20 protein-coding genes are annotated in these 15165 nt (G+C 71.9%); 19 read left to right on the top strand and 1 reads right to left on the bottom strand.

Annotated elements, in window-relative coordinates:
- The 16 genes from ACFCV8_RS08190 to ACFCV8_RS08115 all read left to right on the top strand — a co-directional run.
- Positions 1–598: hypothetical protein (locus tag ACFCV8_RS08190; protein ID WP_376684460.1), on the top strand; the 598-nt coding region annotated here is incomplete at its 5' end.
- A gap of 128 nt (positions 599–726) precedes the next feature.
- Entirely contained in the window at positions 727–1305 is a 579-nt protein-coding gene (locus ACFCV8_RS08185) for a transcription factor WhiB (protein WP_376684459.1), read from the top strand.
- A gap of 178 nt (positions 1306–1483) precedes the next feature.
- Complete coding sequence (locus ACFCV8_RS08180; RefSeq protein ID WP_376684458.1) at positions 1484–1963, top strand: hypothetical protein; 480 nt, start codon at positions 1484–1486, stop codon at positions 1961–1963.
- A 218-nt stretch (positions 1964–2181) separates the two neighbouring features.
- Entirely contained in the window at positions 2182–2349 is a 168-nt protein-coding gene (locus ACFCV8_RS08175; protein ID WP_376684457.1) for a hypothetical protein, read from the top strand.
- A 206-nt stretch (positions 2350–2555) separates the two neighbouring features.
- Positions 2556–2744 (top strand): DUF5999 family protein, encoded by a 189-nt coding sequence (locus ACFCV8_RS08170; RefSeq protein WP_376684462.1) that lies wholly within the window; start codon positions 2556–2558, stop codon positions 2742–2744.
- A 27-nt stretch (positions 2745–2771) separates the two neighbouring features.
- Positions 2772–3032, top strand: a complete 261-nt coding sequence (locus tag ACFCV8_RS08165) for a hypothetical protein (RefSeq protein WP_376684456.1) — start codon at positions 2772–2774, stop codon at positions 3030–3032.
- Between the two features lie 96 nt (positions 3033–3128).
- Positions 3129–3308, top strand: a complete 180-nt coding sequence (locus ACFCV8_RS08160; protein ID WP_376684455.1) for a hypothetical protein — start codon at positions 3129–3131, stop codon at positions 3306–3308.
- Between the two features lie 117 nt (positions 3309–3425).
- Positions 3426–3968 carry a hypothetical protein gene (locus ACFCV8_RS08155; protein ID WP_376684454.1) on the top strand — a complete coding sequence of 181 codons (543 nt, stop codon included), beginning with the start codon at positions 3426–3428 and terminating at the stop codon, positions 3966–3968.
- A gap of 149 nt (positions 3969–4117) precedes the next feature.
- Positions 4118–6571 (top strand): hypothetical protein, encoded by a 2454-nt coding sequence (locus ACFCV8_RS08150; protein WP_376684453.1) that lies wholly within the window; start codon positions 4118–4120, stop codon positions 6569–6571.
- 22 nt (positions 6572–6593) lie between these two features.
- Entirely contained in the window at positions 6594–6755 is a 162-nt protein-coding gene (locus tag ACFCV8_RS08145) for a hypothetical protein (protein WP_376684452.1), read from the top strand.
- A 123-nt stretch (positions 6756–6878) separates the two neighbouring features.
- The gene (locus ACFCV8_RS08140) at positions 6879–7358 is read left to right on the top strand and encodes a hypothetical protein (RefSeq protein WP_376684451.1); all 480 of its coding nucleotides are present in this window, start codon (positions 6879–6881) and stop codon (positions 7356–7358) included.
- Positions 7355–7663 (top strand): hypothetical protein, encoded by a 309-nt coding sequence (locus tag ACFCV8_RS08135; RefSeq protein WP_376684450.1) that lies wholly within the window; start codon positions 7355–7357, stop codon positions 7661–7663. The genes ACFCV8_RS08140 and ACFCV8_RS08135 overlap by 4 nt, the downstream gene beginning before the upstream one ends.
- A gap of 559 nt (positions 7664–8222) precedes the next feature.
- Entirely contained in the window at positions 8223–9950 is a 1728-nt protein-coding gene (locus ACFCV8_RS08130) for an ATP/GTP-binding protein (RefSeq protein ID WP_376684461.1), read from the top strand.
- A gap of 22 nt (positions 9951–9972) precedes the next feature.
- The gene (locus ACFCV8_RS08125) at positions 9973–10392 is read left to right on the top strand and encodes a conjugal transfer protein TraB (RefSeq protein ID WP_376684449.1); all 420 of its coding nucleotides are present in this window, start codon (positions 9973–9975) and stop codon (positions 10390–10392) included.
- Positions 10393–10477: 85 nt separating this feature from the next.
- Positions 10478–12625 (top strand): chromosome segregation protein ParM, encoded by a 2148-nt coding sequence (locus ACFCV8_RS08120; RefSeq protein WP_376684448.1) that lies wholly within the window; start codon positions 10478–10480, stop codon positions 12623–12625.
- An 82-nt stretch (positions 12626–12707) separates the two neighbouring features.
- Complete coding sequence (locus ACFCV8_RS08115) at positions 12708–12896, top strand: hypothetical protein (protein WP_376684447.1); 189 nt, start codon at positions 12708–12710, stop codon at positions 12894–12896.
- Here the strand turns inward: ACFCV8_RS08115 and ACFCV8_RS08110 are convergent, their stop codons facing one another.
- Complete coding sequence (locus ACFCV8_RS08110; protein WP_376684446.1) at positions 12897–13073, bottom strand: hypothetical protein; 177 nt, start codon at positions 13071–13073, stop codon at positions 12897–12899.
- 134 nt (positions 13074–13207) lie between these two features.
- Between ACFCV8_RS08110 and ACFCV8_RS08105 the strand changes: the two genes are divergently transcribed.
- The 3 genes from ACFCV8_RS08105 (at position 13208) to ACFCV8_RS08095 (ending at position 15084) form a co-directional block, all read left to right on the top strand.
- The gene (locus ACFCV8_RS08105; protein ID WP_376684445.1) at positions 13208–13762 is read left to right on the top strand and encodes a hypothetical protein; all 555 of its coding nucleotides are present in this window, start codon (positions 13208–13210) and stop codon (positions 13760–13762) included.
- A gap of 457 nt (positions 13763–14219) precedes the next feature.
- Positions 14220–14426 (top strand): hypothetical protein, encoded by a 207-nt coding sequence (locus ACFCV8_RS08100; RefSeq protein ID WP_376684444.1) that lies wholly within the window; start codon positions 14220–14222, stop codon positions 14424–14426.
- 193 nt (positions 14427–14619) lie between these two features.
- Positions 14620–15084 carry an RRQRL motif-containing zinc-binding protein gene (locus tag ACFCV8_RS08095; RefSeq protein ID WP_376684443.1) on the top strand — a complete coding sequence of 155 codons (465 nt, stop codon included), beginning with the start codon at positions 14620–14622 and terminating at the stop codon, positions 15082–15084.
- The last annotated feature ends 81 nt before the right edge of the window (positions 15085–15165 follow it).

Raw genomic sequence — 15165 nt, 5'->3', positions numbered from 1 at the left:
GCTCGTACGACCAGCCGAGTTGACCTCCAATGTGAAGGGACAGCCCATGAAGCTGCCGTTTGTACGACGCGCCACCGCCGACGCATTGCGCGACAAGCTCGCCCGCGCCGAGAAAGAGATCGCCGCGCAGGCCGTGAGCGCCGAGGCGAAGGACGGCGAGGTGCAGCGCCTGACCAGCGAACTGAATGAGGCTCGCCTCGCCCGGAAGGCGGCGCTGGCCGCGTACGAGGTCGCTGACTCCCGGGCGAGCCGTGCGGAGAAGAAGGTGGCCGAGCTGGAAGCCCGCCTTCGGGCGGCCCAGGAGCAGCCGGACGCGGGCGAGACCAGCACGGCCGAGCCACGGGCGGAGGACAGGGACTACGCCCTCCACTTCCTCAACCTCGTGCTTCCGCAGTTCGCCAACGTCATCGCGCAGAACGGCAGCATCCTCCCGGATGACCACTACGAGGCCCTGTCGACCTACGTGAACGGTGCTTCGCGGTACGGCCTCAGCGACGCGGAGGTCGAGGAGCTCCGGGTCCGGCACGGCCTTCCCCTGCCGATCTTCCAGAGGGCGAAGGACTTCGTACCCCGCAGCCTTCCGGCCGGCGCTGCCTGACCCGGCCCGCACGAACGACCACGGCCCCGGCCACCTGCTCAATCAAACAGTTCAACTCGAACCCCCATGCCTCTCGGCATGGGGGTTCATCACGCTGCCCGCACACCAGCCCACCCGGAGGAATCGTCATGACGCTCAACCGGCTCTCCCCCACCGCCGCCCGGCTCGCCCGCCGCCCCGTGCTCCAGGCCGCCGTCGCCGAAAACGGCCGCTGCGGCCAGGACCGATACCGCGACCTCTTCGACCGCAACCTCGGCGCGCCGCCATCGGTTTGGGCGGCGCAGCAGGCGGGTGCCCAGGGCTTCTGCTCCGGGTGCCCGGCCCGCCCGGCGTGCGAGGAGCTTGCTCTGCGGTACGGGCCCGGCGACCGGTCTACCGATGATCTGGTCCGCGGCGGCCGCCGCGGCCTGGACCTGGCCGTCACCCGCGAGGTTCGTCAGCCCGGCCGGATCGCTGCCGCCGTGACGGCCGACCGGCTGGAGGCGACCCGGCAGCGGTACACGCTCACCTACACCCTGGAGACCGGGCCGGTCACTCGCCGAGGGCTGAAGCGTACGGCCGTGGACCGGCTCGGCGAGATCGTCATGCGGCTCGCGGACCGCGGCGCTGCCTGGAGCGTCGCTGTCTACAACGCGGACAGCGTCGACGTCACCGACGAATTCGCTTTCGCTGCTGAGGACTTTGCCGTCCTTCCGACCGCGGCCTGACCCCTGCTCGTCCTGTTCTGCACGTCGTCCCCAGCCCGACCGGGCTGGTGTCGGCGTGGGGCTACAGGACCCCACCGCGCGCCGCTCCGGAAACGGAGCGACCCCCGACACGGCGGTGCAACGCCATGTGTGCCGGGGGCCAGCGCGGACCACCTGATCTCACAGAAAGAAGATCCGCATGAGCATTATGACGTGCGCGACCGCCGCGACCATCCCCGTCCTCGGCACGGGCAACCGCCCGAACTGCGGCGGCGACTTCGAATCCTGCCGGTGCACCGGCGTCGCCCAGACCTCGACCACCACCCTGCCGCGCGCCGGGCTCATCGGAGACATGACCGAGGACGATGACCGTCGCGGGTTCGAGCGCGACGAGACCGACACCTTCCACCGGCTCGTCCAGCGCCTCGTCGACCACGGCGACGACCGAGCCCAGAAGGCCGGCCACCACGCCCGTCGGACCTACGCCGAAATGGTCCCCGGCCCGTACACCCGCCAGCCGGTCCTCCGCATGACCACCACCGACATCGTCTTCGAGGCCAACCAGGAGTGCCAGTCCTGCGGAGGGCAGGGTGGCAGGACCGAGGACACCAGCAGCGACGGCGTCACCCGCCAGAACTGGGTCATGTGCCGATCCTGCAACGGAAGCGGGCAGTCGTGAACTGCGCGTCCTGCAACGAAAGCGGACAGCGGGCTGAGAACTGAGCGCACCTCATGCGCATGGCCCGGGCCGCGCAGCGCGCCGCGGGCTGCCATCACCTTCTGCGGCTTGGCCCACCCGATCGCGCTCGCCCTACTCGCCACCACGGCCTGGGACGCAGGCCACCGCATCACCGACACACACCTGCGCATCACTCCCCACCGAAAGGACCAGCCCCCATGGCCGCTTCCAAGAATGAAATGCCCAACCGAGGACCGGCGCAGGTCGTCGCGGACGTCATCCGCGAGGCCGTGACCTGCGAGCGGGAGCAGTGCCGGCCGGAGGACCACCAGCGCTTCGTCGACGAGAACCTGCGGATCGCTACCGAGCGAATCAACAACTCCTGATCCTTCACGGCTGACCGCACGGCAGGACAGAAAGCCAACCCCCCTCCCACGCCCTGACGCCCGACCCGGCCGGCCGCCCACCTGACGGGCGGCCGGCCTTCCGCACGCCGTCGGCCCGGGAGACCATCCCGGACCCACCCGAAGGAGACCCCATGCGTAGCACCCCGCTCGGCGCCACGAGGACCGGCACCCGGCTGCCAGCCTCCCTGTGCACGCACACCCCGCCCTGCCCGACCGCCGACAGCCCCGACGCGGAGGCCGCCCACGTCGTGGCCGCCCACCCCGGGCAGGGCTGGAGCCTGCTCTGCAACGCCGTCCTGCTCTTCGACGACACCGGCGAGCTGCTCCCCGACGGCCAGGTCGTCGCCCCGCACCGCCCCGCCCTCGCCGCCTGACCCACGCATCCACCGAAGGAGCGCCGCATGACCACCGAGGGCAGGACGATGACCGGTCCCGAGGCCTACGCCAAGGCCGTCGAGTACGCGCTGGAAGCCGACCGCCTCATCTCCGACGGCATCTACCAGAGGCGCCACGACCGTGCCGCGGCGTTCGCCGCCACCTCTCAGGCGTTCGCCGCGATCGCTACGGCCGCCGCCCCGCCGCCCGCGCCCGCCCCGGTGGCCGCGGAGCCCGGGGCGAGGCGCCGCCGGTGGCTCCCCACCCGCCGCACCAAGACCGCCTGACCACCCCGCACCCAGCCCCGGCCACGCCGCGACGGTGCCGGATCGACTCCGGCCCGGGGCACGCCCCGCACCACCCCACCAACCAAAGGACACCTGATGGGCATCTTCTGGACCACCACCGAGGTCAAGAACGACATCGCCACCGGCACGCACTACGAGACGGTCGAGGCCGAGACCAAGAACGAGGCTACGGAGAAGGTCACCGCCGGCCTGCAGGACAAGGGCTGGACCGAGATCGACCCCGTCTTCGTCCGCGAGGGCCGTAAGTACAGCTGACCCCGGCCTGCAGGCTGCCTGATCCGCGCGGCGCTCCTCCACCAGACCGATGGAGGAGCGCCGCGCGGTGAAGGGGAGCCGGACAGTCCGGACCACCACCAACGTGAGGAACGCCCCATGTTCGAGCTGAACCGTGGCCTGCACCGCGACCGTGACCTGGAGGCCACCACCGGCGAGTTCGTCCGTGACATCGAGACGTTCATCGCCGGGACGATCGCCGCCACGACCCCGGCCAGCACACCGGCCTCGCTTCTCGAGTCCGCATGGACCCTGGCCGGGGACTACACCGACTGGCTGCGCTGGGGCCGCAGCGGCATGCCGCTGACCGGCGAGCAGATTGCCGCCCACGCCGAGGCCGCCGCCCAGGCCCTGCGCACCGCGGGCTGGAATCCCGCCTACGTGGCCGGGCGCGGTATCCGTGCCGCCCTGATCCACGCGGAGGTGACCGATCCCGGGAACCGGTTCAGCGGGGATACCCGCATGGCGCTGGACTTCATCTTCGAGTTCCTCATCCGGGCCCTGACCGGGGCACCCCGCGCCAGCTACACCGCCTGGGACGAACACCCCGCCCGCAGGGTCGAGGACGTGTTCGGTCTGCTGGCCGCTGCTGCGGCGTTCGCCCGCGCCTACGGGCCCGGCCAGGAGACGGAGGCCGTCTGACCTCCGGTACCGATCCCACCAGCACAACGGCCCTCCGAGGCCCCGGCATTCGAGCTGCCGGGGCTTCGGAGGGCCTGGTTACGACCCTACCGACCGCCGCCGACCCGCGGTGACCTCTTGCACGAGGCGCCGGAAAGAAAGGACATCCCGTGGCCAGCACCACCACCCGGCGCAGGCGGAAGCCCGCCCCGGCAGTGAAGCCCCGCAGCGGTGGGCGCGCCAAGGCGCCGGTGGCTTCGGCCGCCATCCCCGCCCAGCCCGCCGCTCCCGAAGAGGCCGGCGAGATCACCGTCCCGCTGGTTTTCCCGGAGGCCGACCCGGTCCTGGCCGACGCCGCTGACCGGGCCGCCGACCTCCGGGACCAGGCCGCCGACGACGCCTCGCGCATCCTCGCCGACAGCGAGACCCGGGCCGCCGAACTCCTGGATGCCGCCCGCTCGGAGGCTGCCTCGATCACGAAGGCGGCCACCACCGAGCAGGCCCGTGTCCTGGCCGACGCGCAGACCGACGCCGACCGGGTCCGTGCGCAGGCCGCGAGCACCGTGGCCGCCGACGCAGACCAGGTCCTGACCGACGCTGACGCGAAGGCCAAGCAGCTGCTCGCCGACGCGCGTGGCGAGGCCGACACCGTCACGGCGACGGCGGCCGCACGGTCCGACGAGGTCCAGGCAAAGGCCGCGAAGGCCGCCGCGAAGGTCCTTGCCGGCGCGGAGGCCGCGCGCACCGAGCTCCTCTCGGCGGCGGAGCGCACCGCGGCGCAGACCCGTACCCGCGCCAGCACCGAGGCGGAACACCTGCTGGAGCGGGCACGTGGCGAGGCCGGCCAGACGCGGGAGAGCGCGGATGTCGAGGCCGCGCGGACGCGGGCCGGAGCCCAGAAGGCCGCCGATGACATCCGTGCCGACGCCGAACGGGCTCTGGCCGATGCCCGGGAGACGACCAGCAAGGCGGTCGCCGAGCTGCGGAACCTGGCCGAGACCGACCTCGAGGGGATCAACACCCTTGTCGCGGACCGCCGTACCGAGGCCGAGGGGATCCTCGCGCGGGCCCAGGAGCAGGCCGACGCTCTCGTGGCCACGGCGCAGCGCGAGGTCGAGCAGGCCCGTGAACGGTTCGCGCAGCTGGCGAGGACGGCGGGCGAGCAGTACGACGGCCGGCGCGCGGAGGCCGAGGCGCTGTACGCGGACGCGGTCAAGGCCGCTGCCGAGCGCCGCAGGGAGTCCGACGCGCACGTTGCCGCGGCGCACACCGAGGCGGAACAGACCCGTGCCGAGCTCCGCGGGCAGCTGCGCGAGCTCACCGACCGGTTCGACACGGAGGCGGCCGCCAGCCGCAAGGCCCTGGCCGACGAGCTCGCCACGCTGAAAGAAGCGTGCGAGAAGCAGCGCGAGCGGCTGCGGGAGGAGGCCAAGAGCGTTGCCGCGCAGCTGCGGGAGGCCGCGCGGAAGGAGGCCGACCGCATCACGACGGAGGCACAGCGCAAGGCCAGGGCCGTCACCGAACGGGCGAAGGCCGACGAGGCCCGGGCCCACCGTCTCCTGGACGAGGCCCGCGAGGCGAAGAAGGCCACCTCCCGCTGGCGGGGCTGGCACCACAGCCTCAGCCGTAAGGCGTGGAAGACGGCCCCCTGGATCGCGCTCGCCGCCGGTGTCGGCCTCGCCGCCTCCGGCGAGTACGACCTGGCCCGCATGGTCGGTATCAACCCGTACGTCGCCCCGCTCCTGCCCGTCAGCATCGACGTCTACTGCGTCACCGCCTTCCGGGCCAAGCAGGACATCCCCTACGCGCTGCTGCTCATGGCGTCGGCGAACGTGACGTACCACCTGTCCGAACAGGCCGGGATCGTCCAGGAGGGACACGCGGCACCGTGGCAGCTGACGACGTTCGTCGTCCTGATCTTCGTGGCCGTCATCTGGCGCGTCCACTCGCTCATGCACGGCGACGGTACGGACGGACAGCACGGTGGTACGGACGCACCGGTACAGGGAGGAGACCGTGCCGGTGCGGACGCCCGTCAGGACGGACGGACTGGTACGCAGACCGCCCGTACGGGCCCGTCCGGTACGGATCTGGACGGCACAGCCGAAGCCCGGACGTCCATCCGTACAGGCCATGACGCGACTGGTACAGAGCCTGTACACGGCACCCCGGGAAGCCCCGCCCCGGCAGGGGAGAATGGGGCTCTGACCAGCGCGTACAGCGACCGTACAAGCGGCGTACAGGCCCCGTCCTGCGGGGCGGCGCGAACCGGTACGGAGAGCCACTCCCGTACCAGCGCCGCCGCGTACGAGGGCAGTGCGCGTCCTAGTACGGTCACCGCCCGCACAGCCCCGGCCGACGAGATTCCGACGGCCCGTACCAGTACGACGGACGCCGGTCCGCGTACAGGCCCGGCAGCCGCCGGGCGTACCGGTACAGCCACTCGCCCCCGTACGGACGCCGAGCTGCTGCCGCGTGTACAGACGCTGCCGCGCGAGGACGACGGCTTCGTCAACATCAGTCGTGTCCGTATCGGACTGTCCGTCAACCAGTCCCGCGCGGTCCGGCTGCTGAAGGACGCCGGCCTGCTCCGCCCCGAGGACGCGGACAAGTACCTGACCTGACCGCACCAGAGAGAGGAACGCGATGAGCGTCCTGGAATACGTGATCGGCCTGTCCCTCGTCCTGATCACCCTGGCCGTGCTCCTGGCCACCCCGTTCGCCCTGGCCCACGCCCGCACAACGCGGGACCACGGCCCGGCCTGCTGGTGGTGCCACCCCCGCCTGCTCCCCCGCAAGCGGCGCTGACCAGAAAGTTCGTACAGATCCGGCACACATCAGTGAGGGCCAGCCCGCGGAATTCGGGCTGGCCCTCGCCGCGACTGCCGGAAGCACGTCGAAAGCCTCACCAGCACACCAGGAGGAAACCCCGTGAGCAGCGAAAACGACCCGAACCACCCGCCCCTGCGCGATGTCGCGCAGAACCCGGAGGCAACCGCCCGGTACCTGGCCGATGTCCAGCGGGTCCTGCTGGACATCGGCAACAGCCTGGAGACCCTCGCGCTCGAGACCCGGGTGCACCTGCGCAAGACGCACGTGGAGGGCGACCGCTGGTACCACGCCAGGCTGCGGGCGATGCCCGTGGAAAAGGCCCTCGGGCAGGTCCTCAAGAACCTGAACAACCTCACCGACGGCCTGGAAAAGAGCGCCTATAAACGCCGCGCCCACGATGAGACCGTGGTGAATACGGCCAAGGGCAGAAAGGAAAAAGAGCTGGAGAGGAAGCAGAAAAAGAACCCGCCGTCTCTCCAGGTCGCACCCAGTCCGCCCCAGCATGATGCGCGGGACCAGAATTCCGGGTATGGTGGCCCCACGTCGATTTACGACCTCGGTAGGAGGGAGTCGGCGTGACGCGCCCCCTCAGCAGCGCCGAACGTTCCATTCAAGGGCGGAACGGCTGGCTGCAGGACGAAGAGCGCAGGGCGATCGAAAGTCGCGGGGAAATCGGCCGGATGGAATTCTGGCTCCGCGTTACTCGGTCCGAAATCACGAGGGAAGTCAAAGCCGGACGCGGCGACGTCATCACCGCGTTCACGCTGGTCTGCCGCCTCTTCAAGCTGGTCCTGGAGAAGCGGCAGGCGGGCGACCCGCGGCTGTTCGACCACCTCATGCAGTACGCGGACACCGTCCTGAAGCAGCACGGCCCGCGTAACTGAGTGTCACCCACGAAGGCCCCGCCGGGCTCCGGCGGGGCCTCGCGCGTGTAAAGCGTGCACACGTGCACGTGCACGCGCGTGCACACGAGACCCCACTGTCTGTCAAGTCCCCTGGAGGGAGGTGCCCGTGCCCGACGACCCCGACGACACCGCCGGCGGAACCCTGGTCCGCGGCCCCTGGAGCGGCGATTCCACCTACACGCTGCCGCCGATCCCCGATTTCATCGACACCATTCCACCGCCGGAAGACCCTCCGGCAGCTCCCCCGGAAACCCCGGAGGAGACGACCATGGAACTCCCGGCGATCCCGGCCGCACCGGACCCGTCCACGGCGCTGCGTTCCGAAGGAATTACCGCACCGGAAACCAGTGACGAAGAAAGCGAATATGAGGAAGGCGAATACGGGCAGTCCCGTTCTCTCGCCGACCGTATCGGCGACTGGCTGGAATTCCGCCTGGAAAAAGCGCGGGCCAATCACGAAAGCGAAGCGCCTTTCCGTGAGGCTGAAATAGCGCGGAAGGTGGCGCTGCTGGAGGGGCGCACCGCGCAGGAAGTCGCGATGATGGAGCAGAACGGAAAGCTCCATGCCGCGATGATGAAAGCGAAAGGCGACAAGGCGGCGGCGCACGGAAAGGCGGATGCCCGCGCGAAGCCGTCCGCCTCCGGCCTGGGGGCGGACAAGGGCCATTCGAAGGCCCGCGGCCCAGGCGGCGGCGGACCGTCCCGCAACCACTCCGGCGCCGGGCCGAACCGGCCCGGCGCGCCACGCGGCTCCAACTCCGCCGTTCCCGGCAGCCGTTCGGGGAACGGGCCGGTCGGCGGAGGCGGCAAGGGCGGCACTAAGGGCCCCCAGCAGGGCCCTGGCGGCCGTACACCCGGGTCCGGGCGCGGCAGCCAGTCCGGGGGTTCGAAAGGCTCCCAGACGGGCTCTGGCAGCTCCGGCCGGGGCAGTAATTCCCGGGGGGGCGCCGGCCAGGCGTCCAGCCCCCGTACCGAGCGGGCCCGCGGCCGTCAGGAACGGCGCAACGCCGACCGCGCCGCCGACGTCGCCGACCGGTCCAAGGACCGCGACCAGGCCCGTGCCCAGCGCCAGAAGGTGTGGGAGGACCGCCGGGCCAAGAAGGCGGAGCGGGCAAAGGCCCGGAAGGAAAAACGGGAAGCCGCGGCCAAGGAGGCGAAGGAGGCGAAGGAGGCCAAGGAGGCGAAGGAGGCCAAGGACGCGAAGGAGGCCAAGGACGCGAAGGAGGCCAAGGACGCGAAGGAGGCCAAGGACGCGAAGGAGGCCGCCGCCGAGAAGGTGGACCTGACCAAGGACAAGGGCAAGGACACCGAGACCGGCAAGGGCACCGGCGGCAAGGTCACCAAGGCCGGCAAGAAGGCCCCCGGCGGGGCCTCCGGCGCAGGGAAGGACGGCACGGCGGGCGATACGCCGGGCAAGGACTCCACGGCCGGTGACGGGGCGTCCGGCACCACGAAGAAGCAGCGGCGGACCCGGCGTCGACGCACCGGTGGCAAGGGCCCGGCCGGGCGGCGCGGACGGACCCGCCGCACCGGCCGGAAGGGACGCACCCGTACGGGCCGCACCGGCCGGACGGGACGCGGTCGCACGACGGACGGCCCGTTCGGCACGGGCCACTCCACCCCGACCGTGGAGTGGCCCGACCACCCCGCCCGCCCGCCGCGCACCGGCACCAAGGGCAGCGGCGAGGGCGACATCGTCGACGCGGACATCGTCCCTGACCGCGCGGCCGTGACCACCGGCGTGAAGGGCCTGCCGCCCGCGCCGGAACCCCACACCGCCAGGCCCGGCACCAGCCGGCCGACCAGCACAGAAGGGAGCAGCGTGAGCGGCTCGAGAAGCGGTTCGGGAGTCAGCAAGCCGTCCCGCGGGGCCAGAGGCCTCGGTGCCCAGCACCGTACCGACATCACGTTCGACGAGTACCTGATGACGATGGCGAACATCGCGATCCGGGCCGCCTCCGACCAGGAGCGGGCCGAGGCCCTCGCGGAGGCCCTCGACCAGGCCGCCGACGCCCTGCGGGACATGGCCACCGACCTGGTCGGCGACCACAACGTCAGCACCCAGGTCACCGAACTCATTTCGGACCTGGCCGACTCCGCGGCCCGCATGAAGCAGCAGGCGGAGCGGTGCGCGACCGAGTGCGGACTGGCCCTGGAGGCCGCCAAACTCGCGGCCACGGAGGTCGCCCGCGTGTACGGCCAGGACATGGCCGCCAAGGAAGACGCAGGCCTGAAGCACGTGTCCGCCGCCGCCCACCACGACTAGAAAACAGAAAGGGAACCCGCCGATGAGCAGCGAAATCGCACGCCGCCCCAAGGCCGCGGCGCCCGCCGTGAGCGACGGCGACCACCGCTACAAGGCCGTCCAGGCCAAGCTCAACAGCCTCGGACGCGCGCTCGACAACGCAGGGCTCGGCCTCGAGGAGCTCATGAACAGCGTCCGCAGGAACGCCAAGCGCGCCGAGGACACGGCTCGCGACGTCGGGAACGCCGACCTCGACCCGAAGTTCGTGGAACTGACCAGCCAGGTCGGGGTCGCCCTCGACCTGGCCGGAGTGCAGGTCAAGAAGCTGAACGAGACCGCTCAGGAGACCGCCGACCTCACCCACGAGACCCGGCGCACCCACGCCAGGCTCTACGGCGCGCTGGACGACATCCGCTCCAACCGGCCCGAGAAGACACCCAAGCCCGGGTTCTTCAACGGCTGACCCCCTCCTCTCCCCCACCCACCTCGCTACGGGCGGCCCCGCACACCGCGGGGCCGCCCGTGCCCATTCACCGAAGGAGAAGCCGGTGGCCGTACCGCGCAGTGTCGCGCTCGAAAGCCTCGCCTACACCCTTGCTGCGCCCGTGCTGGCCGTGGCTCCCAACGTGTTTCCCGACAGCCCCGTCAACCAGGTCGTGCAGCTCGCCGGCGTGGCCGGGCTCGGCGGCTGGTTCCTCGCCTACAAGTCCGGCGAGCTCGGCGCCGGGCGCAAGATCCTGCGCTGGTCCCCGCTGGTTCTGGCCGCCGCCGTCGACGTCACCGCTAAGCACACCGCCGGCTTCGGCCCGTACTGGATGGACGGGCTGCTCGCCGCCGGATGGGCGGCGGCCGGCCTCCTGGTGATGCCGTTCACCCAGCACACCCGCCGCCGCCACCGCCCCGCCCTCGCCGCCCCGGCCCCACGACGGCCGGCCCTCGCCGAGACCCCCGAGGCGTCGGTGGCACAGCCGGACGATGGAGCCGACCCGCTCACCCGCGACGCCCGGGTGCTGTGGGAGCAGGCCGGGATGCCCGGCCGCACGCACATCGTCAAGGCCACCCGGCACCCCGGCATGCAGCACGACATGACGATCCTGCTGCGCGCCTCGGAGACCGGACGGCCGATCACCGGTCTGTCCAAGGTTGCGGTCGCCGCACCGTTCGGCGTGCATTCCGGCGACGTGGTCCTGGCGGAGGTCGCCGTCCAGGCCGGCCGTCAGGGCGGCCCCGGCTGGATGGAGGCCCGCATCACCCCCGACGCCAACCAGCGCCGCCGCACCAAGCCGACCGCGCAGGAGCGCTGGACGGACCGGGTCGGCGGACCCAAGGGCGGTGCCCCCGGCTCCGAGCTGGTCCACAAGACCCGCGACGCCGTACGCGGGGTTACCTTCTACCGGGCGAAGATGGCCGACTCCACCGAGACCCCGCGCATCGACCTGGCCAAGGTCTGCCGCGCGCTCGGGCTGCCCGAGGACGACTCCTGCGTGTTCGTCCTCGTCGACGGGGCTGAGTTCCTCATCAGCGCGTTCGACGAGCCGCCGCTGTCGCAGATCTTCCGGGCGACCCGCGAGCTGCTCACCCCGGACGTCAAGGGCATGTACGTGTGCGGGTACACCATCACCGGCCAGCCGGTGAAGACGATGGTGTATCAGCACGACAAGAATGCCCCGGCCCATGGCCTCACCCTCGGGGTGTCCCGGTCCGGTAAGACGCAGTTCTTCGCGATCCACATGGCCGCCCAGTCTCTGGACGGCGAGGTCGTGTGGCTGGGCACCGTCCGCAAGGACGAGAAGACCAGCGTGCTCGGCCGGTACATCGACCGGCAGGGCTCGACCGCGTTGTGGATGGCCCGCTCGCTGCGGGCGGCGAAAGCCCTGTGCGAGATCAGGGCGGAGATGCCCTGGCCGCACGACGGCCAGCCGCACGACTACAAACCGGGTGACCCGCGCTGCCCCTACCGGCAGCTCAACGTCTACGGCGACGAGTTCATGACCGCGGCGCAGGACGCGGACTTCGGCGAGTTCATCCAGAAGGACGGCGAGGACCTCACGGTCACCGGCCTCAAGTACGGCATCGGCTTCAACCCGGCCGGGCAGTCGCCGTTCGCGCACAACGGGTTCTCCACGGAGATGAAGGACAACCTGCGCCAGAACAGCCGCCCGGTCATCTTCAACATGGGCTCGCCCGGCGCCACCCGCAAGGCCGCGGAGGGCACCATGGAGCACGTCTACGACGTGCCGACCATCCCGGCCCGCTACTCCCGCACCGAGGGCTCCGCGATCGAGCGGGCCATGCGCGGCGAGGCCGACCCGGAGAACGGCGTCTCCACGGGCGGCGTCGCGGTCATCGTCCTCGACAACGGCCGCGCCGTGCTGATGCGGTCGCTGTACGCGGACTTCGACACCGACCTGTCCACGCTTTTCCCCGACGAGGTCAACCGGCTCACCGACCACGAGATCGCGGAGCTGACCAAGCGCGGCCTGTGGTTCGACTGGAACGAGCCCGAGCCCAGGCCCGGCGAGTTCTGGCCCGAGCCCGACGAGGACGACGACGGCGACGGCAAGCCCCGTCGGCGCGGCGGAGGCGGCGGCGGGAAGGACGGCGGGCGTAGCCCCAAGGGCCGCGGCCGCCGCTCCGAACAGGTCACCTCCCCCCGCCAGGCACTCGAAGCCATCAGGAGCCTCACCGACGCCTGATCACCCCACCCACCCCCGGGGCCGGCCCGTCCGAGCGACGGCCGGCCCCACCCCACCCTCTTTGTGAAGGAGCACCACCACCGTGGCCCTGTCCATCTCCGCCGCCGTACTGCTGGGCATCATCGTCTTCGCCCTGGTCAAGGGCGGCTCCGTCCGCTTCGCCTCCGCCCTGGCCTGCACACTGTTCGGCTTCACCCTCGCCGCGACCGGCCTGGCCCCAGCCATCACCAGCAGCCTCGCCGCGGTCGCCGGACTGATCTCCAGCTTCTGACTACGCCTCGGTCCACGGCGGATCAGGCGTGTAGTTCAGCCCGTCACAGAAGCGGCAGTCCCACTCCGACGGAATCTCCCACTTGTCGACCCAGAAGCCGACCTGCTTCCCCACGAAGTAGTTGTCACCCTCGCACCACCCGCACTCGAAGACGAACTCCACCCCATCCCCTTCCACGCGCCTGATGATCCGAGGATGCCCGAGACACGGGTGCGCCGACACCCAAACACCCACTCCTCCGCTACACACCGAAGGGCGCCGCCGGACAACACCCCGGCGGCGCCCTTCGGCATCCCCTGCCCGGAGGGCCGATGTCTCACGCCCTGCTCTCCCCCGCCACACACCACCCCACCCCGACCACCCCGACCACCCCGGCCGCGCCGCCGCCGGAACCGAGCCTTGAGGAACGCCTCACCCTCGTGACCGCGGCGATGACCACGCGCCTGGACGAAGCGGCCGTCGCCTACGAGGTCAACACCGCGCACATCCCCACCAACCTGCTGGACCTGGACGACATCGTCACCGTTCCGCTGCCCCCGACGCCCCAGCCACCGCCGGACTCCTACCCGACCCCGGTCGCCGCCCTCCTGCAACGCGCCCACCACCGGCTGCTCACCAGCGGCTGGTGCACCGGAGCCCTGACCCACGAGGACGGCGCCCACTGCATGCTCGGAGCCATCCGGGCCGAGGCACGCGGCGACAGCGGCCTGGAAGCCAGCGCCGCCTCCGTGCTCCTGGACGCGATCCGCCGCAAGTTCACCGGCGTCGACTCCGTGCCGTCCTTCAATGACGCCCACGCCACGGGCCGCATCCCACTCCGCATGGTCGACCAGGCCGCCGGCCTCGCCGACGCCCGCGGCATGTAACCCGCTCCGGGTCCCCTGCCCCGCGCCCGAACCCGCCCGCCCGGGGCCGGACGCGACGCACTGCCTGGCCCTCGCCGCTCCCGCACCCAGGACCGGCGAGGACCGGGCAGGCCGCCCGGCCGCGCCCTCACAACCGCGGGCCCCATGCCCCGCCCGCCAACTCGTCGAGACCAACCGATCCGGCGTTCTCCGCGCCCCCACGCCCGCCCTTTCCTGGCGGCCGTGGCCACGCGGTGTCCGCCCGATCACCCGGACCAGGCGACAGACCCTCACCGGAGGCCACCGTGCCCCTCACCATCCGCCCGCTCACGGACGCCATCGCCGCCCGCCTCGGCTGGCGCCGCATCTACGACGACGCCCAGACCGAGGAACTGCTCACCGAACAGGACGCGGCCGCGAACGCCCTGGCCGCCGAGCACGCGGCGCTCGCCACCACGAAGAACCGCACCCCCTCTACGTGCAGCCCTGCGTCCTGGACACCCGCGGCCGCGTCCTGCACGACGTCGCCTACCTGCAGGGCCTCCTGACCGGCGCCCGCACCCACGACTTCCCAGAAGACCTCGTCGAGCGCCTGGCCGTCGCCGTCGACCGCGGCCACGACCTGGCCGAGCTGCTCGCCACCACCGCCCGCGCCACCACCGCCCGCGGTACTGACTGCGGCTGAAGCGCCCGGCTGACGTCCGGCCCGGCCGTTCCGGAGCCGGCCGGGCCGCAGCACTGCCCGCCATCAACCCTGTTGGAGGACAACCCGTGCTCATCCCCCGCCCGCGCCGCCGCATCGGCCGCCCCCGCCCGCAGCGCCCCGGACCCCGCTACCCCGCGCCCCAGCGCCGGCTTCCCGGCACCTGGAGCCGGTGATGCCCCGCCCCCGGAAGAAGGGGCGCCGCCGCGAGCTCAAGAAGGTGCCGCGCAGCACCGCGACGCTGGAGGAGTTCGACCGGCGCTCCTGTCCCGAGGGCCTGGTCACCCGACGCCAGCTGCGCGAGCGGGGCCTGAGCCCCGGCGGGCACGGCCCCGTCGCGGTCCTGCGCTGCACATACTGCGCCTACCGGCCCGACCAGTCGTGCAACCACCCCACCCGGGCCTGGCTTTACGACGTAAAGAACGCCCGGCCCAAGCGCGTGCCGACGCTGGCGCAGGAATGGGCGCTGGACCGGGCGATGGCCGCGAGGTCCACGTGCCCGCAGTGCCTGCGCCGGTACTACTTCTGCCTCCCGCTGCGCACCCAGGGCTGCTGTGACCCCTGCGCCCGGGGCTACGAGCCCAGCCCCGACACCTACGCCGCGTCCACGGCGCCGGTGACCCACCGGCTCGCCGCCTGACCAATCCGCTCTGAACGACCAGACCCCGGCCGGTGTGGCCGGGGCCGGACCTCGAGTGGCCGCGCGTCGGCAAGGGCCGGC

It is taken from the genome of Streptomyces sp. NPDC056347 (assembly GCF_042262625.1).
GTDB lineage: Bacteria > Actinomycetota > Actinomycetes > Streptomycetales > Streptomycetaceae > Streptomyces.
Note: the sequence above shows the minus strand (reverse complement) of the source record. Positions and strands in the feature narration are given on the sequence as shown.